A 22,514-nucleotide genomic window follows, 5' to 3' on the forward strand; every position below is an offset into this window, starting at 1 on the left:
TCACCGTCTCCAATTAAGGAGCAGTGAGCATTATCCTTACCTCTCTTTTACCCGCTCATAATCCGCAGCCACTTTCTCCTGAGAAAGCCCTAAAAAACGAGCGGCATTATGATACAGGATATCTTTCTTCTGCTCCTCTGTCAACCAATCAATGTTGTTTATGGTATTCAGGTTCTTTTCTATTGTCCCGAAATAGTCGGAGGCAAACATTAAACGATCCCCAAGCCCTTCTTCATACAACTTCTTGAGGTTGACCTCCCATACTCGCTTTGGAAGAAACATGCTCACTGCGGATATCTCACAATAAATCTGCGGGTAAGCTTTCATTAGTTCAATGGCCTCATTTGAATACTCATTCCCAAAATGCATTAAATAAATCCTCAACTCAGGATACTGTTCAAGAATCGGTTTCAATAATTCAGGATTGGCATAGGCAGGGTTGTAATTTGGATTCTCCTTCTGAGCCCTTTCCATTGGCGGACCTGAATCAGAATGAATTCCTACAGGCAGGTTAAATTCGTTTGCGATTTTCCAATACGGCGCCAGGCGCTCGTCTGTTGGAGGTATTCCGTAGTAGTTGTAAAAGGATTCTCCCATACTCTTCAGCTTCCCTACTCGATAGACCTCCCGCAATTCGTTTTCGGTGAGAAATTCCTTCTCGCATGGCGCATCTTGCTCCACAGCATCTCTGCAGGGAAAAATTAATCCAGCCCAGATTCTTGTATCAGCCTGCGCATACATTTGGGAATACTTCAAATTTCCCCCACCTACAACCAGAACGATATTATTCTGATCGAAATTTTCAACTACCCAGTCTAGTTTGGCGCTATCTATATCGGCCTTTCTGTCATTATACTTCTCATTGTCTTCAAAACCCTTTGTAATATGAAAGTGCATATCAATCACAGGCTGATTCTTAAGAAAAATTTCCAAAGAGTCTTGAGCGTGTCCGCCCAAACTGCTGAGCAGCAAAACTCCAAAAAATCGCAGTTTCTTCATGTCGAGAATGTTAAAACAATAATACGTATGTTCCAGAAGCAAGACCGCCTCTGATTAAATCTAGTGAAAATGTAACACATAAAGGATCATCTACCTCCTGAGGCCAAGCGCATTTGGCATCAACCTCAGAAAAAGCTAGTTTCACCGCTTATCAAAATGCTATTTTGCATTCCAACCAGTGTGATTACACCATACAATTATGAACCGATCATTTGCTTACTTCTTACTCCTGTTTTGCAGCCTGGCATGCCTGGCACAGGAATATGCCACCCTGACCAATCTCCCTTATAGAAATCAAACGGAGCGGAACGGGGATCCTTACATTGCCGAACGCTGTGTACTGGATCTGTATTACCCTGCATCCAAAGACTTTGCCACAGTCATCTGGTTTCACGGAGGGGGCCTCACAGGAGGCCATAAGGAGCTACCGGAAGCGCTTCAGGGAAAAGATGTTGCCATCGTGGGTGTCAACTATCGGCTAAGCCCGAAGGTGAGTGCCGCCACGTGCATTGAGGATGCTGCTGCGGCAGTAGCCTGGGTATTCAAAAACATTGAACAGTATGGTGGAGATCCCTCCAAAATATTTGTCTCCGGGCACTCAGCCGGTGGGTATCTGGCAAGTATGATCGGGCTGGACAAAAAATACCTGCAGGTCCATGGGATAGATGCCAATGACATTGCCGGACTCATCCCTTTCAGTGGTCATACCATTACCCATTTTACCATCCGTGAGGAGCGCGGCATCCCCGGTCACCAGCCGATCGTGGATGAACTGGCCCCCCTGTATCATGTGCGGGCGGATGCTCCGCCCCTACTCCTCATTACCGGTGACCGGGAACTCGAAATGCTCGGCCGATATGAAGAAAACGCCTACATGATGCGCATGATGAAAGTGGCCGGCCATGAGCAGACCACCCTCTATGAAATGGAGGGTTACGGCCACGGCATGACCTACCCGGCGTTTCCGCTGCTGCTAAATGAGGTCTGGAGAATTATAGAATTGCGCCCATGAAGTAGATGAAACTCAAAAATCCCGCTTGAGTTAATGTAAAAGTCGATTTATTAACAATTTACCACTTACAACTCACCAGGAAAAACAGCTAATCTATTATGCCCCGCGATTATTTTATCCCCAACATTTCCTAATTTTTCCGGGTGAAAAACCAATACCTCGATACACTGGGACTCCAGCCCGGCGCCACCAAAGCGGAAGTGAAGGCTGCCTACAGACGGCTCTCCAAGCTACACCACCCAGACATCAGCAAAGACCCGAACGCCAAGGAGAAGTTTATTGAAATCAATGAGGCCTATAATTTCCTTACCAAAGTAGGGCCCACCCCACATCAGGAAACGGTCTCCTATAACTACAACCCCTACGTATCGGAGTATGACAAATGGCGCAAAGAAGCTCGCCACAGGGCCTGGAAAAAGGCCAAAGAACAGGAACGGATGCAGCAGGAGCTGATCATGAAACTACTCAAGGGCTTCAATGTAGCGGCCCTCATTATTTTCCTGACCAACATGGTGCTGATCGTGGACTATATCCTCCCCAAAAAGGAGGAAACCCAGGAAATACTGGGTGTATACAGTGTATTTGAATCAGGGCGCCATAGCAAAAAAACCTACCGCTACGATGAAATTCGGTTTGAAAATGTCACCATGCTGTTTGACCGAGGGAATGCCTCTAGGCTGAAAGACCTGGGGCCAACGGGTCGCGTGGTTACCACCAGGCTGTTCCACACGCCTATCGCGGCCTACATCAGTATCGCAGGAAATGAAGAAAGACACGAGCAGATTTATAGTATCTACAGAGTATTCGGTTTCCTTATCCCGGCCATACTCCTGTTTCTGACGCTGTACAGATATGTCGTCTCGTCACTAGATCCCAAACTCACCCTGGCGCTTTTTCTGCTGGCCTTTTTTATGATCCAGCTCTGGATACTCCTGATGCCGTGATCAGAACTTGAGGCAAACAGGCCTTGAAACAGCTATTTCCTGATCAGTATAGGTAAGCAATCCTGTTTTTGGATCTCTGGAAAACACTGTAATGTTATCCGTGTCTTTGTTGGCCACCAGAAGGAAGCGCTCATCAGGAGAAAGGGTAAAGTTTCTTGGCCATTTACCCTGTACAGACTCCACCCCTATGCGCTCCAGCTCACCACTTTCGCCTACCGCGAAAATAGCGATGCTATCATGGCCTCTGTTGGAGCCATACAAAAACTTACCATCACTGGAAAGGTGGATATCCGCGCACTGGCTGTGTTCAGTAAAATCTTCCGGCACCGTATTCGCCCGATCTATTTCCGTGAGCATGCCCGTCTCCACATCTACTTTGATCGAAATCACACTATTAGAAAGCTCATTGATCAAAAAGGCCATGTCTTTTGTCGGGTGGAAAACCATATGTCTCGGGCCATCACCAGGTACCAGACTCAAAGCTGTAAACCCATCACCAATGCCGCCATCTATCACGGGATAGCCCACTACCTGATCGATCCCCAGGTCAACCACATAGACAAAACGGCTGTCCTTTGAAAACATGGAACAATGGGCATGAGCCGCTTCCTGCCTGTTGGCAGAGTCCAACCCAACACCTTCGTGCTGATAGGTCGAAGGCTCCCCTACAATACTGCCATCCGCGGCCACCGCATACACGGCACCATTCCCAGATGAATAGTTGGCAACCGCCACTAGTTTCTTGTTTGCGCTAAAATCCACATAACAGGGATTGATCCCCATGGATGATACCTGATTGATTCGCTTCAGACTATCCTGCTCCCACTCATAGGCTACCACAGCACCATCACCTCGTTCGCCCACAGCATATACATACTTGCGATCCGGACTAATGGACAAATATGATGGGCTGGCGGCCTTCACTGCCAACCGGAGGTCCGTAAGCTCCCCCGTCTGTGTATCAAAAGAAACCCTATAAATCCCCTCACTGGTCTGGTCGGTATAAGTGCCAATCAGCAAATCCATTTTAGTGTTTTTTTGAGTGCAGGAAAGAACAAAAATGCCCAGTAGCAGGGCGGTCAGGTGTTGGAAATTCATCATTTTAAAAGTTTGGTTCGACAATTTACTCATGGCCTTCAAATTCAGGGAGTATAAGAAAAGAAAAAACGTCCTCTCCATTGACTTTTTGTAGTTGCCCTGTGTAAGTGAATTGTAAGATCACTTCAAAACCAACAAATTCACCTGACCAATCACCACCGCAAATCACCCTCCTAACCCCCCCAATCCATCTCCCGGTGAGCTTGAGCGGATCAGAAGTGCCAAACAAAACCTAAATTCTGTGTGATTAGCACACACATCTTTTATCTCTGATTTCTTTCAATTGAAAGTGATGTTTTTTAAATTATGATTTTAAACCTAATTCAAAACAATCATGACAAACTATCTTAAACTGAGCGCTTTTGCGCTCCTGGTATTCCTGTTTGCGTCCTGTCAGGATCAGGACACTCCTCAGCAACCACAACTGGAAGATGTACCCAATGAAATACTCGACAAAGTGGATGCGCTCGGGTTCAATGCCAATGAAGTCCGCATGTACGATGGCACGCTCTTTATCGAAGGAGACATTGCCATTCCGGTCTCGAAGCTTGACCAAATGAAGCCTGGTCAAAGAATTCCCACAGAAGAGCAGTACAGTACCGATAACCTGGTTTCCGGTAATCCCCGTACCATCAGCGTATTTGTAGACATGCCTCAGAAATACAAAGATGCTACCGACATAGCCAACGCGAGGTACAACGCAGAAAGCCTTAACCTCACCTTTCAGCGGGTGACAAGCTCTGCGGGAGCAGACATCACCATCAAAGCATCTCCCTGGTATTATCGCTTTCTTGGCATACTGGGGTCTGCCGGATTCCCCGAAAATGGTGACCCTTACCCCACCATTCTGATGACGCGTGGCTATTATGACAATGTGAGCAACATCAATGGCCTGGCCACCACCATCGCCCACGAAATGGGTCATTGTATCGGCATGCGACACACTGATTATATGGACAGAAGCTATAGCTGCGGTGGCGTACCGGACAATGAAGGTGACGGAGGTGTAGGTGCCAACCACATACCAGGTACCCCTACCGGCCCGGATGCCGACTCCTGGATGCTGGCTTGCGGAACCCCCGAAGGTGACCGTCCATTTACCAGCAACGATCAGGTGGCCCTGGATTACCTGTATTAAATTTTAGTTCTCATATTATTTTCAGAAAACTCACGATCGATTGGTCGTGAGTTTTTTTACTAAGTAAAAAAAATTAACCAAATGGTTAAACCTAATATCAGCGCTTCCGTATATTTGCATGATGACACAGGAAACTGCCGAATACAAAATCAAAGAAGCTGCCAAAGACGTCTTCATGGTCAAAGGAATGGCCGGAGCTCGTATGCAGGAAATTGCCGATAAGGCCGGCATCAATAAAGCCCTCCTTCACTACTATTATAGGAGTAAGGAGCTCCTGTTCAAAGCGGTCTTCGAAGGGATCATCAAGGCATTTATTCCTAAAATGCTTCAGCTATTCACCAGTGACCTGCCACTGGAAGCCAAAGTGTACCAGATGGCAGACAAGTATGTAGATTTCCTTTCAGAACACAGGGAAATGCCTCTTTTTATCCTCACAGAGCTTAGAAGAGGTCCTCTCAAACTCATTCAGACCCTGAATATCGGTGGATTGATAGACCTATCGGTGATCCAGCGACAAATCGATGAGGAAGTGGAAAAAGGAAATATACGTCCCATCACAGCGCCTCAGTTTATGCTGAACTTTGTCTCCATGATGGTATTCCCCTTCGCGGCAGGCCACATGTTCACAGGTATTTTTGGTGTGTCTGAAGAAGAATTTCAGCGCATCATGGAGGCCAGAAGAACGGAAGTTCCAAAATTTATTATGAACGCATTGAGACCTTAAAAAATTTTGTCATGAAATTAACCAAAAGGTTAAACCAAACAATTAAACCAGGACTACTTTCCCTGATGTTGATCCTTTCCACCACTGTGGAGAGTCAGCCCGTCAGTGTCTTCTCCTGCTACGCAATGGCCGAAGACTTAAGTCCATTAAAACGTAAGGAAACATACCTCAACTCCATCAATGATCTCAACCAGCTCATTGAAAATACCCGTAATCTCCCCAGTGTAACGCTTGAGGCCTCTGCTTCCTATCAATCAGATGTGTTTGGCTTACCAGTCAACATTCCCGGAGTGGATTTTCCTGCAATTCCCAGAGACCAGTACAACATGTCTCTGAAGGTAAACCAAAAGATTTTCGATGGCGGAGTATCCAAAGCCTCAAAAATCATAGAGGCCCTGGACGAGCAAGTAAAGCAAAATGAACTGGATGTTTCCCTTTATCAGATCAGGAACATCATCAACGAACTCTACTTCGGAAGCCTCAGGCTCCATCAGCAGGAGGCCGTACTCATCAGTCTGCTGGCCGAGTTTGAAAATAAAACCAAAGCCGCCCGGGCGGCCTTCGCCAATGGCATCCTCCTCAAAAGTGAGCTCAATGAACTGGCAAAAGAACAACTGAAAGTGAGCCAACAACTCGTGCAGGTGAGTCATGCAAAAGCGGCCACACTCTCCATTTTATCCACCTGGATCAATCGGGAAATCAGTGCGGAGCAGCTGGAACTACCCGCACCTGTTGAGAATAAAAACCTCGATACCATAGACAGACCCGAACTCTCACTTTTCACCAGTCGGAATGAAAAACTATCCGCTATGGCCCACCTGACCTCCACAAAAAATATTCCCCGGCTTTATGGATTCGCCAATGTGGGCTATGCACAGCCCAATCCACTAAACTTCTACGAGACGGATTGGAACGGCTACTACATCGTGGGGGCACGACTTACCTGGGGGCTGGACTGGGGGGCCTCTAAAAACCAAAAGGAAATACTCCTGATCACCCAGGAAATGACTTTGGCCGAGCAGGAAAACTTCCTTCGACAGATCAACAATGATCTGCTCAAAAAACAATCAGAGATCGCACAAATGGAAGCCACTATTGCACTGGATGAACAAATCCTGCAAATGCAAAACGAAATTGTAACAGAGGCTGAAAAACAATATGAAAATGGCACCCGCTCATCAACCGACCTGCTGAGCATCCTTCATGAACAGGCGCAGTTGAAGATGAACTTATCCATACACTCTATAGCCCTGGCGCAAATGAATGTAGAACTATTGACCATATCCGGAAACTTACCATGAAAAAACTAAGCCTATTACTCGTAGGAGCATTTGCTTTGTCCTGCTCCTCTTCAGATCAGACACCAGATGCCTATGGCAACCTGGAAGCCACAGAAGTCTTTGTTTCAGCCGAAGTAGGTGGTAAAATCATTCAATCCTCCATTCAGGAAGGTGGTCTTTTGGAAGAAAACCAAATCATCCTCACGGTAGACACCACGCAACTTTATTTGAAAAAAGGGCAAACAGAAGCCATGATCTCTGCCCTCAGAGACAAGCTTCAGAACATACCGATTCAGCTGGAGGTGTATCAAAAAAAAGAACAACTACTCCGGTACGAAGTACAACGGGTGAAAAACCTGCTGGAAGCAGGAGCCGCCACCCAAAAGCAACTGGACGATCTGTCCGGTGAACTGGAGGTGGTCACCAGGCAAAGCGAGGCACTGGAAAGTCAGCTATCCACGGCCAATAGAAGTATTCTTGCGGAAATTAAACCCCTCAACTGGCAACTGCTGCAACTGGAAGATCAGATCGCCAGAAGCGCCATCAAATCCCCCATAAACGGCACTGTACTACAAAAATTTAAAGAACCAGGCGAAATGGTAATGCCGGGCCAGCCAGTGGCTAAGTTGGCCAATCTGGAAACCCTGGAAGCCAGAATTTTCATCACCGGAGATCAGCTATCGGCTATAAAGCTGGGCGGGCAGGCCAAAGTTTCGGTAGATGGTGCAGAGGGGAGCATCAACTATGATGGTACCATTACCTGGATCTCCGACCGGGCTGAGTTCACTCCAAAGTCCATTCAGACCAAAGCCGAGCGCGTCAATTTGGTATATGCGGTAAAACTGAAAATGAAAAACGATGGGCGCCTGAAGATTGGGATGCCCGTGGATGTAACCTTCGTCCTATGAAAGCCATTACCATCCAGCAGCTCAAAAAAGATTTCGGAAAGGTAACCGCATTGAAAGCGGTGAGCCTGGAGGTAGCTCAAGGTGAGCTCTACGGGCTCATAGGGCCGGACGGTGCCGGAAAAACCACCATGATCCGTATCCTCACCAGCCTGCTCACTGCCACAGAAGGAGCCGTGACCGTGCTGGGCCTGGATCCTCAAATGGAGTACAAGGCGCTGAGACAAAAGATTGGGTATATGCCGGGGCAGTTTTCACTCTATCAAGATCTTTCGGTGGAAGAAAATCTGAACCTTTTTGCCAGCATATACGAGACCACCATCGAGGCTAATTACCATCTGGTGAAAGACATCTACCAGCAGATAGAGCCATTCAAGCACCGAAGAGCCGGAGCCCTTTCGGGAGGCATGAAACAGAAGCTGGCGCTCTGCTGCGCGATGATACACCGTCCTGAGATCCTTTTTCTGGATGAACCTACCACCGGTGTTGATGCTGTGTCACGTAAGGAATTTTGGGAGATGCTCAAAACACTCAATGCCAGCGGACTTACCATCTTCGTATCCACACCCTATATGGATGAGGCCTCTCTATGCCACAGGGTAGCCTTGATACAGGCCGGGGAGATACTGGCGGTGGATACCCCACAAAATATAAATAACGCTTTCGGCACCAGGCTCTATGCCATCAAAGGTGGCAATAAACACGCACTGCTCCATTCCCTCAAGTCCTTTGAACACTGTCAGTCTGCGTATTCCTTTGGCTCCAGTATCCATTATACAGACACCCGTCCGCAGCTGGATGTTGACGAGCTACGCCTTTCGCTTCAGGCACACGGACACTCCGATATTTCCCTAGAAGAGATCTCGCCCTCTATAGAAGATTCATTCATGAAACTAATGACCAGCCATGACTCGTGAAGCAGTAATTTCCGTCCAGAACCTCATGAAAACCTTTGGCAGCTTCCATGCCGTCAATGACATTTCGTTTGAAGTTTACCGGGGTGAAATTTTCGGTTTTTTAGGTGCCAATGGTGCCGGGAAAACCACGGCCATGAAAATGCTCACCGGCCTTTGGAAACCTACTTCCGGCCAGGCCACAGTGGCCGGCCATGATGTTTTCACCCAGGCCGAAAAAGTCAAACGCAGCATTGGCTACATGAGCCAACGATTTTCTCTCTACGCGGACCTCTCTGTGAAAGAAAACATCGAGCTCTTTGGAGGGATCTACGGCCTTAGCACCCGCCACATCAGGGAAAAACGCACAGAGCTTCTTTCCAGACTGGAGCTGACCTCCTCGGAAAACGAGCTCATCAGCGCATTACCACTGGGATGGAAACAAAAACTTGCCTTCTCAGTGGCGATGCTTCACGACCCACAAATCGTCTTTTTGGATGAGCCCACAGGCGGGGTAGACCCCATCACCAGGCGGCAGTTTTGGGACCTTATCTATGAAGCCGCAGACATGGGTAAAACGATTTTTGTCACTACCCACTATATGGACGAAGCTGAATACTGCGATCGCATCTCGATGATGGTCAGCGGAAAAATCACTGCACTGGGCACCCCGGATGACCTCAAAAGGCAATTTGAGGCCAAAGACATGGACGAGGTGTTCATCAAAGTAGCACGCCACACCCAACCGATAGCCCAATGAAACGATTTGCAGCATTTGTCACGAAAGAGTTTTACCACATCCTGCGGGACAAGCGCACGCTCGTCATCCTGATCGGCATGCCCACGGTCATGATTATGCTCTTTGGCTTTGCCATCACCAACGAACTCAAGGAAGCACGCGTGGCCTTTCTGGATCACTCCAACGACCCCCAAACCCTGGCCATTCAGGAAAAAATACTGGCCTCACCCTACTTTTCTCTTTCCGGGCAAATCAGCACGCCCGCCGAAATCGAAGACATCTTCAGGGATGGTCAGACTAAGCTGGTGGTGATCTTCGAAAATGATTTTGGGCAAAGGTTAGAAAAAGATGGTCGGGCTAATATCCAGCTGATCGCGGATGCTACCGACCCCAACACTGCCAGCACGGTGGTGAACTATGCGCAGGCCATCATACTCGATTATGCCAGGGACCTGCCCCCCCAACAAAGCCCTCCATTGATCAGTGTACTGTCACAAATGCGCTACAATCCGGAACTCAACGGCGTATATTATTTTGTCCCCGGACTTATCGCCATTCTACTGATGCTGGTATCAGCCATGATGACTTCCATCTCCATCGCCCGGGAAAAAGAAACCGGTACCATGGAGGTGCTACTGGCCTCACCAATGAAACCTGCCCAGATTATTCTGGCCAAGGTAGTGCCTTATGTCCTGCTTTCGTTTCTGGACGCCATGCTCATTCTCACCCTTGGCAAATTTGTGTTTGGTGTGCCGATCCTGGGTAGTCTTGCGTTACTCTTAGGTGTCACCTTGCTTTTTATTCTCCTGGCACTGTCTCTTGGTATCCTCATTTCCACGGTTTCGCCCAATCAACAGACCGCACTCCTCCTCTCACTGATGGGGCTGATGCTGCCTACTATTTTGCTCTCCGGCTTCATTTTTCCCATAGAAAATATGCCCTGGCCTTTGCAGGTCATCTCCAATGTGATCCCGGCCAGGTGGTTTATCATCGTTGTAAAATCCATCATGCTCAAAGGATCCGGTTTCTTCCTCCTTTGGAAGGAAATCCTGATCATGTTTGGGTTTATCCTCTTTTTTATTGCTGTAAGTGTTAGAAAATTCAAAATCAGACTGGAATGAGGGTCATACTATTTCTTATCAGAAAGGAATTCCTGCAGATATTCAGAAATAAAAGCATTCTGCCGCTGATACTGGTGATGCCGGTAATACAGCTTTTCATTCTGTCCTATGCTGCAGATTTCGAAATCAGAAACGTACGTATTTTCTGGATGGATGATGACCAAAGCACCTCTAGCAGAATGCTACTTCAAAAAATTCAGGCATCAGATTATTTCCAATTGGTGGATCAATCATTTTCTCCACAAGCCGCCGACATAGCACTGGAGCAACGCAAAACGGATCTGGTGATCCACATTCCTTCGGAGTTTGAGAACAACCTTTTCCGGGAAGGACATTCGGACATTCAGCTGACTGCCGATGCGATAGATGGCACTAAGGCCGGGCTGGGTACTTACTATGCCAATCTGTTGATTCAGGATTTTAGTCGTGACTGGCTGGCCAAGTATGGTTCTGCCATCCATGTACAAGCCGCAGCCACGCAATCCATCGTGCCCACGTATTCCTTTTGGTACAACCAACACCTCAATTATAAGACCTTCATGGTGCCCGGTATACTGGTGATGTTGGTCACGATGATCGGGGCGTTCATATCCGCCATGAACATCGTGCGTGAGAAGGAAATGGGCACCATCGAGCAACTGAACGTCACCCCAATCAGAAAGTACCAATTTATTGCCGGCAAACTCATCCCGCTATGGATCCTCGGATTATTCATCTTTACCATTGGTCTGATGGTAGCCAAGCTGGCCTTTCACGTGCCCATCATAGGAAGCCTCTTTCTGATATACGGCTTCACGGCGATCTACCTGATCATGATTCTGGGGCTGGGCATGCTCATTTCCACCTTCACCAATACCCAGCAGCAGGCCATGTTCATTTCCTGGTTTTTTCTGGTGATCTTCATCCTGATGAGTGGACTCTTCACTCCGATAGAAAATATGCCACCATGGGCTCAGAATCTGACACTGATCAACCCCATCCGGTATTTCATAGAAGTCATTCGGCTGGTTATGCTCAAAGGGGCGATCTTCTACGATGTGCAAACTCAATTTGTGGTGATCGGACTGTATGCCATTCTCATCAATGCACTGGCTATTTTGAATTACCGAAAGACGGTATAATCGCCTATTTTTGAGAGGAAACCCGGAGACAATGACCTTCCTCGAAACCACAACCCTTCATACAGCTCAAAAGGAAGCTGTCATGACACTTTGGAACAAAGAATACCCGACGACATTGGCCCTGACCACTGTGGCAGATTTTGATGGCTATCTTCAAAACCTGACTAACCACCATCATCTGCTGGTGATAGACGACCAGAACCGAACCGTGGGCTGGTTCTTTACCTTCGAGCGGGATGCTGAGCATTGGTTTGCCATGCTTCTGGATTCGGATGTGCAGGGGCAGAGGCTGGGCTCACAGTTGCTCTCACGAGCTAAACTGAAGCACGGCACACTGAATGGCTGGGTGATCGACCATGATAACTACAAAAAATCCAATGGCCAGCCTTACCGCTCTCCGGTTGCTTTTTATCTGAAAAATGAATTTGAACAACTGAACCTGACCCGACTGGAGACTCCAAAACTCTCAGCGGTCAAAATGAGATGGAAAAGCGAGGTTTAGCTTATTCCACTACATTCACAGCGTACGTTTCGGAAGTAACCTGAGCGTGGGCCACACCACCCTCTTCGGTAGCTTCTGCCAAAGAACCTGTAAAAGACCTGGATATGCTCATGCCGCACTGCCCTAACAGTGTCGCCTGAATATCCGCAGAATCAATCTCAATGAAAGTGGCGTTGACCAGGCTGATAGAGGCATAAAAATCACCTCCATCACCTGAAAGGTGAAAAGTGATGGTTTCGCCAGATTTCAGAGGTGCTCCCTCCCAGGCTATCTTAGCCCCTTCGGCAATGGATAATTCCGTGAGAGATGCGGGCAAATCAATGTCGGCGGGCAATGACAAAGTATTCTCATATACTTCACCATCATTGTTGGTATACACAAAAGTGCCGCCAGCCACCTTTGCACTGTAGCTCTTTTGGTAATCCACAATTCCAAGAATCTCGGTTTCCTTCAGACGATCACCATCGAAAGTGATACTCCCCGGTGAGTTGATTTTCAAAAAAGTAGACCCAAACAGGAAACTCGCAGAGGCCGTGGTTTTATTGTCCCCTGCCTGGTAAGAGAGGGTATAATTAGTCTCGATTCGCTGTTGGTTGACATCTGCTGCATCTTCGGACTCACAGGAAATCCAGATAACCGAAGACATCAAGAGAGCTATGAGTAACGGGCGGGTAGAAATCATGGCAGTGCTATCTTAAGTGATAAGTTTCATAAAGACACTTAAATCTAGTTATTCGTTGGGATAAAATTAAGGCCCGGCTCTGTGAGCCGGGCCTTATAATCTACTTATTTGAACCACAACTATTTCCTTGTGACTTCCGAAATCGCTCGATTCGGAATCAGTACCCTATTTACCTTTTCTACGACAACTTCATCAACCACCTGAAATTTAGCTTCCGCTTTTATGTCCTCACTGGAGGCTCCAATTTTCACAACATACTCACCTGGCTCTATCACCCATGCTGAACGTCCACTATCGAATGAGGCCAAATCTCGTCCGCCCAGACTGAAGTTGATCGTTTCACGCTCTCCGGGCTTCAAAAGCCTGGTTTTTGAAAAAGCCTTCAATTCGATTGCAGGCTTATCCATAGCGTTTCCGGGTGCGGTGATGTATAACTGCACTGACTCTTTCCCTTCCGTATCTCCGGTATTGGTCACTACCACCGACACGTACACACTGTCCTGAAAAAATTCCGATCCCAAAGCCAGCCCACTATAAGAAAATGCGGTATACGAAAGGCCGTAACCAAAAGGGAAAGCTGTTTTCATTCCAAAAGTGCTGAAATATCTATACCCCACATAAATGCCCTCCTCATATACCACCCCTGAAGCCTTCCCGAGAGACATTGGTCCCATCATCACTTCCTCTGCACCTGGCAATTCTTCCCCAGGAAAATTTTTGGTACTCAGAATATCCTCATAAGCGATAGGAAAGGTGGTAGGTAATTTTCCACTCGGATTCACTGCACCAATGAGTACATCTGCCAATGCACTGCCAGCCTCCTGACCTCCCTGCCATGCCAACACAATCGCATCTACCTGGTCCCTCCAGCTAGCCGTCTCGATCAAATTACCAATATTGAGTATCATCACAACCTTCTTTCCCTCAGCATGATAGACTGTCGACACATTACGAATCAACTCCTTTTCAGCATCGGTGAGGTAATAATCACCATCCAGTGTCCTGTCCTGAAACTCACCCGAGTTTCTTCCAATGGTGATCAGTGCCAGATCACTTTCTCTGGCATGGGCTGCTATTTCTGCCTTCTGCAATGGCCGCTCCGCTATAGGTGGAAGCAACTCAAAGAAAAACTTCTTTTCCGGTTGTTTGGACTTCTCCTGAGCAATGTACTTTTGATAATCCTCCCTGAGCGATCCACTCACCAGGTACTTGGCTTGCCCAAGGCCCTCTACCAAAGAAACCGTATAAGCTTCATTGACATCTCCACTGCCTGATCCGCCTGCTATGAAATCATAAGACCCGTTCCCAAAAGCAGCAATTTTCACACTGGAATCCTTCAGCGGTAATGTGCCATCATTTTTAAGCAAAACCACCCCTTCGGCAGCTGCCTCTCGTGCCAGTTGGGCATTAGCCTTCAGGCTGGGCCGATCACTATAAGCATAACCCGAAAACGATGGTGATTGCACAACAATTTTTAAAATATGCCTGACGTTTTCGTCCAGTACAGCCTCATTCAAAGTACCATTAGAGACGGCTGCCAGTATGGCTTGCCGCTGATCCGGTCTTCCTGGCATGAGCAGATCGTTCCCGGCCTGCATCTGCGCCACAGCATCTTTGCCCGCAAACCAGTCGGTCATTACCAGACCCTCAAAGCCCCACTCTTCTCGCAATACTGTATTTAAAAGTTCAACGTTTTGAGAAGCGTAAGTGCCATTGAGCTGATTGTAAGCACTCATGATTGTCCAGGGCTGAGATTCTTTCACGGCAATTTCAAACCCACGTAAATAGATTTCCCTGATCGCCCGCTCACTGGCTATGGTGTTAATCTGCATTCTATTCGTCTCCTGATTATTGGCCACAAAGTGCTTCACCGATGTACCCACTCCGTTTGATTCCACTCCATTCACAATGGCCGCAGCCATCTTTCCACTTAATACCGGATCCTCCGAGAAATATTCAAAATTTCTGCCGGCCAGTGGATTTCTGTGAATATTCATGGCCGGAGCGAGCAGTACATCCACACCATATTCTTTCACTTCATTGCCCATGGCCTGCCCCACCCGATACACGAGATCTGGGTTCCAGGTGGAGGCCAGCACCGTTGCAATGGGGAATGCTGTGCAGTAATAAGTATTCGTATCCAAACTATCGCGCACAGGATCTATTCGCAATCCCGCTGGCCCATCCGCCAATACAATAGAAGAAATACCCAGCGACGGAAGCTCCAGGGTACTACCTGCGGCACCCTGCACTTTATCCTTGCGCTCGGCCATCGACATTCCGGGAATATTCATACCCATGCCCACTACCAGTCCCACTTTCTCTTCCAGGGAAAGTCTTGGTATGATATCCCCTACACGCTCATCGAGTGAAGCCTCAGGATTCTCATATAGATCCATTTTACCATTCTTATTCAAATCAGAAAATACTGGCTTCTGATGTTCAGTGGCACACCCCCACAGGATGAGCAAACTGAGAGCAAAAAGTTTGTTCATAGTCATATTTTCATTGTGTCAGTATGACACAAACATAATACTTAATCATAATTTTTCATCAACTTTGCCTCCGAAAAGGACAAGTATGTATGCAGACTGAAAACCTCCACCCTGGTTTATCTATTGATTGCGTGATTTTTGGATTTCATGAAAACGAGCTTAAGGTTTTACTCCTGAAACTCAAAAATGACGACAAATGGGCACTCCCAGGTGGCTTTGTGGAAAAGGATAAGGACGTAGACTCGGAGGCTGTGAGGGTATTGAAAAAGCGAACCGGCCTGGATCATATTTTTCTCAATCAATTTCATCTTTTTGGAAATGTGAACCGAAATGAAGCGGGCCACTCAGACACAATGGTCAAAAAAGGGGTGATCCCGCCAGAGTTGAAAGCATGGTTTGATCAGCGCTTTGTGACGGCAGGCTATTACGCGCTGGTGGAGTATTCAAGAGTAAAGAAACCTACACCCGACCTCACCAGTGAGCGCTGCGATTGGCGGGCACTCAATGACCTCCCTCCCATGATGCTCGACCATGCTGACATACTGAAAAAAGCACACCAAACCCTGAAAAAAGAACTTAACGATCAACCAATAGGCCTCAATCTGCTTCCTGAGCACTTTACCATGCCCGAACTACAGGCCCTATATGAAACAGTACTGGAAAAGTCTCTGGATAGGAGAAACTTCCGAAGAAAAATGTTGAGCTACGATATCCTGATCCAAACCGACCTCCGGCGCAAGGGTGGGGCACACAAAGCACCACTGCTCTACAAGTTTGACAAAGAAAAGTATAATAAGGCTATACAAAGTGGATTACAATCAGGCTGGTAATGCTAACCCCTTGATTTACAGGGATAAATTTTGTTACTTACAAAATGCCGCCTGCCACTCACGTATACATTCATGAGGATATATCCTCTATTCGGGAGCTCTATTCAGACCTTACTGCGGATTTATCGGCAACCCCTCTGGTGATTGATTTTTTGACGGCTTCCGCTGAAAAATTGCTTCATGCGCATCGCGCCAACCATCATGCTGCCTATGTGGAGATCCGAAATGGCCTCCCGCAGTTTGCTGGTAAAAGTATCAGCGAGATATTCAACTATGGATTTACGATGCTGGACGCACGCACCACGGTGGCCAGGCTCCACGGGTTTGAGGATTGGGAAGGAGTAGAACGGTATCCTGAAAATGCATTCAATTTAAAATTTGAGCAAGCCGTGGATACCCTGCTGAGCGGAGATATAGAAACGCTCGATCAAATACTGAGCAGCAATCCCGCGCTCATCAAATCCCGCTCACCTTTTGGTCACCAGGCCACCCTACTCATCTACTGCGGTTGCAATGGGGTGGAAATGAGACGCCAGGTGGTCCCTCATAACCTTCCGGAAATGGTAGATCTCCTATTGACACGCGGAGCAGAAAAACATGCTGAGGCTAGCGTATATGGAGGACATTTTACCACCTATCAGCTCGCCGAAAGCAGCGCCCATCCACATGATGCAGGAATCATGGACAAGTTACTCCGGACCTTAAAATGATAGGGTTTGTTGGTTAGTCTTTGGTTTATGGGATTAATTAAGTAATTTCTTGAATCATTCTTAGAACCATGAAAAAACTCATCCAACCACTAGTACTATCTATCTGTATGTTGCTCACGATCTCTGTGCAGGCACAGGATCCTAAAATATCATTTTTGAATGGCAACAAAGCACTGAGTCAGGGCAATCTGGACAAAGCCATCGTTGATTTCAAGGAGGCTGTCAACCTGAAAAATGACTATCAGGATGCCTGGTATCAACTGGGACTCACCTTCAACTACGCCAGAAGGTGGGAAGAAGCGGTCTACTCTTTTTCAAGGCTGAAAGCACTCAACCCCAATTACAATCCGTGGTTTTACTACGAGGCGTGCAGAGCCCTGATCGAACTGGACAAACTGCCAGATGCTCAGAATGCAGCCACGGCATTTTTAGAAAAATACTCCAACAAACCAAAGGATCAACTCAGCAGGCACCAGGCCCTCACCAAATTGGTTTACGCCCGTGAAAGTCCAGGTTTGAGGATGCTTCCCAAAAGTATGACCGACCCTGTGCCCCTAAGTACCATCAACAGTCCATCGGGAGATTACATGCCGCAGGTGAGCCCTACAGGCACCCGTCTTTACTTCACCAGTGTGCGTCAGGGTGGTTTTGATAACCTGGACGACAGCACGCGCATGATGGATTTTGGTGAAGACCTTTATTTTTCGGTACTCGAAAACGGCACCTGGAGCTCCCCCAAGCTACTTCCCGAACCCCTGAATTCCATGGGTGATGATTTCGGATCGGCATTTACTGGGGATGGACAGATGATGGTCTATGTACGCTGCGGAGACAAAGAGAGCATAGGCAATTGTGACCTGTACATCACCCAGCTGGTGGGCACAGAATGGTCCGAACCCATGAACATGGGAAATGTAGTCAACAGCGACGACTGGGACTCACAGCCTACCATCAGTTCGGATGGCAACCGGATCATCTTTACCTCCGCAAGAACGGGTGGCTATGGCGGCTCGGATATCTATATGGTAGAAAAAAATCACCTGGGTGAATGGGGCATCCCGCAAAACCTGGGCGGTACAGTGAATACACCCTTCAATGAAAACAGTCCTTATCTGGCACCCGATGGCAAAACCCTCTACTACGCCAGCAACGGCCACCCGGGGTTTGGAGGAATGGACATTTTCTATTGCATATTTGAAAATGGCAAATGGTCTAAGCCCATCAACCTGGGTGCTCCCCTCAACTCTTCCGGGGACGACACCAACTTTAGTATTTCCGCAGAGGGGATGGGCTATTTCTCCTCCTCAAGGCTGAATGGAGAAGATTATGAGATTTTTCAGATAGAACTTCCGGATCACCTGAAACCCAAGCCTACCGTGGTGGTGCAGGGGATCGTGTCCAATGCCAAAACCAGCGCCCCGCTGGAGGCAGTGGTGCTCATAGAAGACATCAACTCAGGCGAGCTCATCAGTGTAAACAAAAGCAACTCCTCCAGTGGTGAATACCTCGTGGTGCTGCCTGCCGGTAGAGACTACAGCGTTTCGGCCAGTAGCAAGGGTTTTTTCTTTTACTCACAAAGCTTTGAACTGCCTAAGGATACGTCTTATCAGGAGATCAGCCTCAATATCATGCTGGAGCCAATAGAGAAGGGCACCAAAGTGGTACTAAACAACATATTCTTTGAAAGCGGACGTGCGGAGCTCAAGCCCATCAGCTATGTGGAGCTCAACAAAGCGGCAGACTTACTGAAAGATAACGCGACCATGATCATAGAAGTGGGTGGCCATACGGATAACCTGGGATCAGATGACCTTAACCTCACGCTTTCACAAAAAAGGGCCAATGCAGTGATGGAATACCTGAAACTGGCTGGAATAGATGAAACCCGCCTCAAAGCCAAAGGCTATGGAGAAACACAGCCCATTGCAGACAATACTACTGAGGAAGGTCGCGCCAAAAACCGCCGAACAGAATTTGAAATCGTGGAGTTTTGATGTTTGATTAGGTGGGCGGATCGGCTATTTTCCTTTTAGGTTTAAATAAGCGCTTTCTCCAAACTTCTTACAGAGTAAGAGCGTTAACACTTGCACAAACCTAAATTTTCAACAAAAAACTTTACATCAAATTATGGCTTTAAGAATTGGAGATGACGCTCCCAACTTTCAGGTGGAAACCACAGAAGGAGCAATTGATTTTCACGAATGGTTGGGAGATAGCTGGGGAATCCTCTACTCGCACCCTGCTGACTATACCCCTGTATGTACCACAGAGTTGGGAAGAACGGCCCAGCTGGCACCGGAATTTGCCAAGCGAAACACCAAAGTGCTGGCCGTGAGCGTGGATGATCTGGAGTCTCATCAGGGCTGGATCAAAGACATCAACGAGACACAAAACACTGAAGTAAATTTCCCGATCATTGCTGACCCGGACAGGGTGGTGGCTAATCTATATGATATGATTCACCCGAATGCCTCCGCCACAGCGACCGTACGTTCGGTATTCTTCATTGGTGCAGATAAGAAAATCAAGGCATCTCTCACCTATCCGGCCAGTACCGGGCGCAATTTTGCGGAAATCCTGCGGGTCATTGACTCCTTGCAGCTGACTGCCAACTTCAGCGTGGCCACTCCGGCAGACTGGATACAAGGACAGGATGTGGTGATCACTCCGGCAATCAAAACGGAAGACATTCCGGCGAAATTTCCAAAAGGACATACCATTATCAAGCCTTATTTGAGGATGACTCCTCAGCCTGATAAATAGATTAGGGATAAATACCCTGACCAATACAGGTAAAAACAAAGGCGCCCGCAAAATTGAAAATTTTGCGGGCGCCTTTTATTTATTTGATGTCATATTATCTTCTTTCTACTGCGGAGCGTTTCCCGGTAATCTCAGGCAACCCTAAAGCTGCTTCGACCGCCGCGTAATCCGAGAAATCCACTCTCCCGGAATTCCAGAATTCACCAGGCACCACCACTACCCTGGCTATCCAGGCGTCGGTATCTATAGCTCCCAGCCAATCCAGCGGAAACTCAGCATCGAGAAACAACCGCACATCATATTTGGAGTGGTCGTAATTATAGATCAGCAGCCCGTCATCGGTGATGAGTGTCTGATCCAATTGGCGCCAAACCTCCACCACTTCGTTGTTCGCATTGGTATAAGTATCCCATAAAAAATAGACCAGTGCCACATCAGAATCAAACCCCTCGAAGTTGTTTGGATAAGCCAGTATCACTTCATAGTCGGGAGCAGTGAAATTGATGTTTTCCCATTCAAAAACGAACCCCGACTGACCATCAGCTCCTTTAGGACCAATAGGCCCTTGTGGACCAGCAGGACCCTGTGGGCCAATACTGGTATCTGAGTAACAAGAACTTAGCATCACCAGGAGGCCTATTGCGAAAAATTGTACGGTAGCTTTCATGATATTAATGTTTGATTCAGGTAGACTTTACCAAACATTGTTCCACTTTGTGGTTTGAAAGAATTTATTCACTACATTTGATCCAATTTTTAACAATTTATTTTATTACAATGAGTACTGGAAAAGTAAAATTCTTCAATGATTCTAAAGGTTATGGTTTCATTAAAGAAGATGGATCAGAAAAAGAATACTTCGTACACGTATCAGGTCTTATCGACGAGATCAGACAGGATGACGAAGTAACCTTCGAGTTGCGTGAAGGTAAAAGAGGATTAAATGCAGTTGATGTTAAGCTTGCTTAATAATTAATCATAAAAGTATTTTAATCATTGCTGGCCCCTGACTTTAACGTCAGGGGTTTTTTTGTGGCTTTTTCAAAATGGTAGCTCTTTGCTGGTTCACCTCCAGCTGAAAGATGTCAGGCCGGCTGTAGTGCCCGGATACATCTAAACTTAGCCGCGCAGCTCTCACTTTCTGATGATCTATATCTGCATAGAATATCCCCTCCTGATTGATCACCGGCTCCAATAGCCAGCTCCCATCCGGCGCTGCCACGCAGCTCCCCCCATTGGCCAGGGTGCCTTTTATTCTCTCTTTCATCAAAGGAGACTGTGGTAAATCATCGGTGATGTCCTTATCAGAAAAAAGTCCGCAGGCTGCTATCACATATGACCTTGACTCCTTCGCAATCATAGGAATGAGATCCCTGGTGTTGCGATCATTTCCCGGCCAGACAGACACATGCAGATCTTCGCCCTGAGCATATAAGGTAGCTCTGGCCAGAGGCAGCCAGTTCTCCCAGCAATTGAGACCTCCTACCGTAAATGGAGATAATGAATGTGTCACCAGGCCATTTCCGTCTCCATTGGCCCACACCAGGCGCTCTTCATAGGTGGGCATCACCTTGCGGTGGGTAGACTGAATAACACCCTGCTGATCTATATACACCAGGGTACAATACAAGCTCCTGCCCCGGTCGCGCGGCTGCTCTATGATCCCTAAATAGATAGCAATTTTACTCTCTAAGGCCGTTGCACAAAGGACATCCAGGTCTCCACGCTCTATGCAAACAGCCTCATTTACATAATGGGCAAAAATCTCTTGCTGAACGGGGCTTTCAAAAACAGCTCCGTCGGTCTTCTCCACCCAAAAAGGATATCCGGGTACCAGCGCCTCTCCGAAAACCACCAGTCCGGCTCCTTTACCGGCAGCCTCTCTGACACAGTCGATTACCTTCTGCAGGGTGGCTTCCCGATGAAGCCACTTTGGGCTGATCTGCGCAATGGCGACTTTGAGTATCTCCGACTGGCCCATACTACGGTCTTAAAATCTCCAAACTGTGGGTGATTTTGGTAGATTCGTTAATCGTGGCCGCTACCGAACAGTACTTTTCGACTGCCAGATTTACGAGCTTCTCGGCCTCTTCTTCCTGTAAATCCGGTGAGGTGAAGGTGTACTTTACATGTATATCAGTAAATTTCTTAGGATATTCCTCACGTCTGGTACCATCTATTTCACCGGAAAAGGCCAGGAGGGTCTTCCTCCTCTTCTTCACCATGGCCACCAGGTCAACAGCCGCACAGGAGACAACCCCGGAGAGAAGCAGCTGCATCGGGGACATCGCCTTTTTATTTTCAGCCGCCAGCATGTCTATTTCTATCCGGTTGCCGGATTCGTTGACTGCAAAATATTCCTGATCGGATTTAAAACCCATTTTAATTTTCATGGTGCTCATACTTGTACGCTATAGTTTAATGTTTTGTCCTTTTTACAATTTTTAAAATTTCCGGCTGCAAATATTCAGGTCATCCTAAATATTTCCATTTATAAGTAACATTTTCCCCAATCTTCTTGGCTTATGTCCTGAGTGACTTACTTTTGCCGATTCAAT

At 47.3% G+C, this 22,514-nt stretch carries 23 protein-coding genes; 16 read left to right on the plus strand and 7 right to left on the minus strand.

The window, feature by feature from the left end; all coding sequences use genetic code 11:
* Positions 1-36: 36 nt before the first annotated feature.
* A complete protein-coding gene (locus tag RIH33_RS05855; RefSeq protein WP_406654048.1) occupies positions 37-999 on the minus strand; it encodes an amidohydrolase family protein in 963 nt (320 codons plus the stop codon).
* A gap of 199 nt (positions 1,000-1,198) precedes the next feature.
* On the opposite strand from RIH33_RS05855, the gene RIH33_RS05860 reads away from it, so the two are divergent.
* Both RIH33_RS05860 and RIH33_RS05865 read left to right on the plus strand, forming a co-directional pair.
* Positions 1,199-2,011 (plus strand): alpha/beta hydrolase, encoded by an 813-nt coding sequence (locus tag RIH33_RS05860; protein ID WP_406654049.1) that lies wholly within the window; start codon positions 1,199-1,201, stop codon positions 2,009-2,011.
* A 143-nt stretch (positions 2,012-2,154) separates the two neighbouring features.
* Positions 2,155-2,955, plus strand: coding sequence for a DnaJ domain-containing protein (locus RIH33_RS05865; protein WP_406654050.1), 801 nt, complete (start codon positions 2,155-2,157; stop codon positions 2,953-2,955).
* Here the strand turns inward: RIH33_RS05865 and RIH33_RS05870 are convergent, their stop codons facing one another.
* Positions 2,956-4,056 carry a lactonase family protein gene (locus RIH33_RS05870; RefSeq protein WP_406654051.1) on the minus strand — a complete coding sequence of 367 codons (1,101 nt, stop codon included), beginning with the start codon at positions 4,054-4,056 and terminating at the stop codon, positions 2,956-2,958.
* 331 nt (positions 4,057-4,387) lie between these two features.
* Between RIH33_RS05870 and RIH33_RS05875 the strand changes: the two genes are divergently transcribed.
* From RIH33_RS05875 to RIH33_RS05915, 9 genes are all read left to right on the plus strand, one after another.
* Positions 4,388-5,191: a M57 family metalloprotease gene (locus tag RIH33_RS05875; RefSeq protein WP_406654052.1), complete on the plus strand. Its 804-nt coding sequence runs from the start codon at positions 4,388-4,390 to the stop codon at positions 5,189-5,191.
* A gap of 118 nt (positions 5,192-5,309) precedes the next feature.
* Entirely contained in the window at positions 5,310-5,915 is a 606-nt protein-coding gene (locus RIH33_RS05880; protein ID WP_406654053.1) for a TetR/AcrR family transcriptional regulator, read from the plus strand.
* An 11-nt stretch (positions 5,916-5,926) separates the two neighbouring features.
* Positions 5,927-7,216 carry a TolC family protein gene (locus RIH33_RS05885; RefSeq protein WP_406654054.1) on the plus strand — a complete coding sequence of 430 codons (1,290 nt, stop codon included), beginning with the start codon at positions 5,927-5,929 and terminating at the stop codon, positions 7,214-7,216.
* Positions 7,213-8,103, plus strand: coding sequence for an HlyD family secretion protein (locus tag RIH33_RS05890; protein ID WP_406654056.1), 891 nt, complete (start codon positions 7,213-7,215; stop codon positions 8,101-8,103). The genes RIH33_RS05885 and RIH33_RS05890 overlap by 4 nt, the downstream gene beginning before the upstream one ends.
* Complete coding sequence (locus RIH33_RS05895) at positions 8,100-9,017, plus strand: ABC transporter ATP-binding protein (protein ID WP_406654057.1); 918 nt, start codon at positions 8,100-8,102, stop codon at positions 9,015-9,017. Before RIH33_RS05890 ends, RIH33_RS05895 begins: the two co-directional genes overlap by 4 nt.
* Positions 9,007-9,753, plus strand: coding sequence for an ABC transporter ATP-binding protein (locus tag RIH33_RS05900; protein WP_406654058.1), 747 nt, complete (start codon positions 9,007-9,009; stop codon positions 9,751-9,753). Before RIH33_RS05895 ends, RIH33_RS05900 begins: the two co-directional genes overlap by 11 nt.
* Positions 9,750-10,853: an ABC transporter permease gene (locus tag RIH33_RS05905; RefSeq protein ID WP_406654060.1), complete on the plus strand. Its 1,104-nt coding sequence runs from the start codon at positions 9,750-9,752 to the stop codon at positions 10,851-10,853. The genes RIH33_RS05900 and RIH33_RS05905 overlap by 4 nt, the downstream gene beginning before the upstream one ends.
* Complete coding sequence (locus RIH33_RS05910; RefSeq protein WP_406654062.1) at positions 10,850-11,974, plus strand: ABC transporter permease; 1,125 nt, start codon at positions 10,850-10,852, stop codon at positions 11,972-11,974. Before RIH33_RS05905 ends, RIH33_RS05910 begins: the two co-directional genes overlap by 4 nt.
* A gap of 31 nt (positions 11,975-12,005) precedes the next feature.
* Positions 12,006-12,476, plus strand: coding sequence for an N-acetyltransferase family protein (locus RIH33_RS05915; protein ID WP_406654063.1), 471 nt, complete (start codon positions 12,006-12,008; stop codon positions 12,474-12,476).
* Position 12,477: 1 nt separating this feature from the next.
* On the opposite strand, the gene RIH33_RS05920 is transcribed toward RIH33_RS05915, so the two are convergent.
* Both RIH33_RS05920 and RIH33_RS05925 read right to left on the minus strand, forming a co-directional pair.
* Entirely contained in the window at positions 12,478-13,122 is a 645-nt protein-coding gene (locus RIH33_RS05920; RefSeq protein WP_406654064.1) for a hypothetical protein, read from the minus strand.
* A 155-nt stretch (positions 13,123-13,277) separates the two neighbouring features.
* Positions 13,278-15,653 carry a glycoside hydrolase family 3 N-terminal domain-containing protein gene (locus RIH33_RS05925; protein ID WP_406654065.1) on the minus strand — a complete coding sequence of 792 codons (2,376 nt, stop codon included), beginning with the start codon at positions 15,651-15,653 and terminating at the stop codon, positions 13,278-13,280.
* 89 nt (positions 15,654-15,742) lie between these two features.
* On the opposite strand from RIH33_RS05925, the gene RIH33_RS05930 reads away from it, so the two are divergent.
* The 4 genes from RIH33_RS05930 to RIH33_RS05945 all read left to right on the plus strand — a co-directional run bounded on the left by RIH33_RS05930 (position 15,743) and on the right by RIH33_RS05945 (position 19,956).
* Positions 15,743-16,483, plus strand: a complete 741-nt coding sequence (locus RIH33_RS05930; RefSeq protein ID WP_406654066.1) for an NrtR DNA-binding winged helix domain-containing protein — start codon at positions 15,743-15,745, stop codon at positions 16,481-16,483.
* 44 nt (positions 16,484-16,527) lie between these two features.
* On the plus strand, positions 16,528-17,193 hold the full coding sequence (locus RIH33_RS05935) for a hypothetical protein (protein WP_406654067.1): 666 nt from the start codon (positions 16,528-16,530) through the stop codon (positions 17,191-17,193).
* A gap of 68 nt (positions 17,194-17,261) precedes the next feature.
* The gene (locus RIH33_RS05940) at positions 17,262-19,187 is read left to right on the plus strand and encodes an OmpA family protein (RefSeq protein ID WP_406654068.1); all 1,926 of its coding nucleotides are present in this window, start codon (positions 17,262-17,264) and stop codon (positions 19,185-19,187) included.
* Between the two features lie 133 nt (positions 19,188-19,320).
* The gene (locus RIH33_RS05945; protein WP_159584875.1) at positions 19,321-19,956 is read left to right on the plus strand and encodes a peroxiredoxin; all 636 of its coding nucleotides are present in this window, start codon (positions 19,321-19,323) and stop codon (positions 19,954-19,956) included.
* 94 nt (positions 19,957-20,050) lie between these two features.
* Here the strand turns inward: RIH33_RS05945 and RIH33_RS05950 are convergent, their stop codons facing one another.
* On the minus strand, positions 20,051-20,623 hold the full coding sequence (locus RIH33_RS05950; protein ID WP_406654070.1) for a collagen-like protein: 573 nt from the start codon (positions 20,621-20,623) through the stop codon (positions 20,051-20,053).
* A gap of 110 nt (positions 20,624-20,733) precedes the next feature.
* Here RIH33_RS05950 and RIH33_RS05955 point away from each other — a divergent pair, with 110 nt between their 5' ends.
* Entirely contained in the window at positions 20,734-20,925 is a 192-nt protein-coding gene (locus tag RIH33_RS05955) for a cold-shock protein (RefSeq protein ID WP_159584877.1), read from the plus strand.
* A 49-nt stretch (positions 20,926-20,974) separates the two neighbouring features.
* Here the strand turns inward: RIH33_RS05955 and RIH33_RS05960 are convergent, their stop codons facing one another.
* Both RIH33_RS05960 and RIH33_RS05965 read right to left on the minus strand, forming a co-directional pair.
* Complete coding sequence (locus RIH33_RS05960) at positions 20,975-21,937, minus strand: carbon-nitrogen hydrolase family protein (RefSeq protein WP_406654072.1); 963 nt, start codon at positions 21,935-21,937, stop codon at positions 20,975-20,977.
* A gap of 1 nt (position 21,938) precedes the next feature.
* Positions 21,939-22,349, minus strand: coding sequence for an OsmC family protein (locus tag RIH33_RS05965; protein WP_406654074.1), 411 nt, complete (start codon positions 22,347-22,349; stop codon positions 21,939-21,941).
* Positions 22,350-22,514: the final 165 nt, after the last annotated feature.

It is taken from the genome of Marinoscillum sp. (assembly GCF_040222955.1).
In the GTDB taxonomy this organism is placed as follows: domain Bacteria; phylum Bacteroidota; class Bacteroidia; order Cytophagales; family Cyclobacteriaceae; genus Marinoscillum.

What these genes read in the sequence shown, in the direction of transcription:
- RIH33_RS05965 (WP_406654074.1), bottom strand. Translation starts at nt 22,349, where the DNA reads ATGAAAATTAAAATGGGTTTTAAATCCGATCAGGAATATTTTGCAGTC.
- RIH33_RS05905 (WP_406654060.1), top strand. Translation starts at nt 9,750, where the DNA reads ATGAAACGATTTGCAGCATTTGTCACGAAAGAGTTTTACCACATCCTG.
- RIH33_RS05890 (WP_406654056.1), top strand. Translation starts at nt 7,213, where the DNA reads ATGAAAAAACTAAGCCTATTACTCGTAGGAGCATTTGCTTTGTCCTGC.
- RIH33_RS05915 (WP_406654063.1), top strand. Translation starts at nt 12,006, where the DNA reads ATGACCTTCCTCGAAACCACAACCCTTCATACAGCTCAAAAGGAAGCT.
- RIH33_RS05960 (WP_406654072.1), bottom strand. Translation starts at nt 21,937, where the DNA reads ATGGGCCAGTCGGAGATACTCAAAGTCGCCATTGCGCAGATCAGCCCA.
- RIH33_RS05885 (WP_406654054.1), top strand. Translation starts at nt 5,927, where the DNA reads ATGAAATTAACCAAAAGGTTAAACCAAACAATTAAACCAGGACTACTT.
- RIH33_RS05950 (WP_406654070.1), bottom strand. Translation starts at nt 20,623, where the DNA reads ATGAAAGCTACCGTACAATTTTTCGCAATAGGCCTCCTGGTGATGCTA.
- RIH33_RS05880 (WP_406654053.1), top strand. Translation starts at nt 5,310, where the DNA reads ATGATGACACAGGAAACTGCCGAATACAAAATCAAAGAAGCTGCCAAA.
- RIH33_RS05910 (WP_406654062.1), top strand. Translation starts at nt 10,850, where the DNA reads ATGAGGGTCATACTATTTCTTATCAGAAAGGAATTCCTGCAGATATTC.
- RIH33_RS05875 (WP_406654052.1), top strand. Translation starts at nt 4,388, where the DNA reads ATGACAAACTATCTTAAACTGAGCGCTTTTGCGCTCCTGGTATTCCTG.
- RIH33_RS05955 (WP_159584877.1), top strand. Translation starts at nt 20,734, where the DNA reads ATGAGTACTGGAAAAGTAAAATTCTTCAATGATTCTAAAGGTTATGGT.
- RIH33_RS05940 (WP_406654068.1), top strand. Translation starts at nt 17,262, where the DNA reads ATGAAAAAACTCATCCAACCACTAGTACTATCTATCTGTATGTTGCTC.
- RIH33_RS05895 (WP_406654057.1), top strand. Translation starts at nt 8,100, where the DNA reads ATGAAAGCCATTACCATCCAGCAGCTCAAAAAAGATTTCGGAAAGGTA.
- RIH33_RS05935 (WP_406654067.1), top strand. Translation starts at nt 16,528, where the DNA reads ATGCCGCCTGCCACTCACGTATACATTCATGAGGATATATCCTCTATT.
- RIH33_RS05860 (WP_406654049.1), top strand. Translation starts at nt 1,199, where the DNA reads ATGAACCGATCATTTGCTTACTTCTTACTCCTGTTTTGCAGCCTGGCA.
- RIH33_RS05900 (WP_406654058.1), top strand. Translation starts at nt 9,007, where the DNA reads ATGACTCGTGAAGCAGTAATTTCCGTCCAGAACCTCATGAAAACCTTT.
- RIH33_RS05920 (WP_406654064.1), bottom strand. Translation starts at nt 13,122, where the DNA reads ATGTCTTCGGTTATCTGGATTTCCTGTGAGTCCGAAGATGCAGCAGAT.
- RIH33_RS05930 (WP_406654066.1), top strand. Translation starts at nt 15,743, where the DNA reads ATGCAGACTGAAAACCTCCACCCTGGTTTATCTATTGATTGCGTGATT.
- RIH33_RS05945 (WP_159584875.1), top strand. Translation starts at nt 19,321, where the DNA reads ATGGCTTTAAGAATTGGAGATGACGCTCCCAACTTTCAGGTGGAAACC.
- RIH33_RS05855 (WP_406654048.1), bottom strand. Translation starts at nt 999, where the DNA reads ATGAAGAAACTGCGATTTTTTGGAGTTTTGCTGCTCAGCAGTTTGGGC.
- RIH33_RS05870 (WP_406654051.1), bottom strand. Translation starts at nt 4,056, where the DNA reads ATGATGAATTTCCAACACCTGACCGCCCTGCTACTGGGCATTTTTGTT.
- RIH33_RS05925 (WP_406654065.1), bottom strand. Translation starts at nt 15,653, where the DNA reads ATGAACAAACTTTTTGCTCTCAGTTTGCTCATCCTGTGGGGGTGTGCC.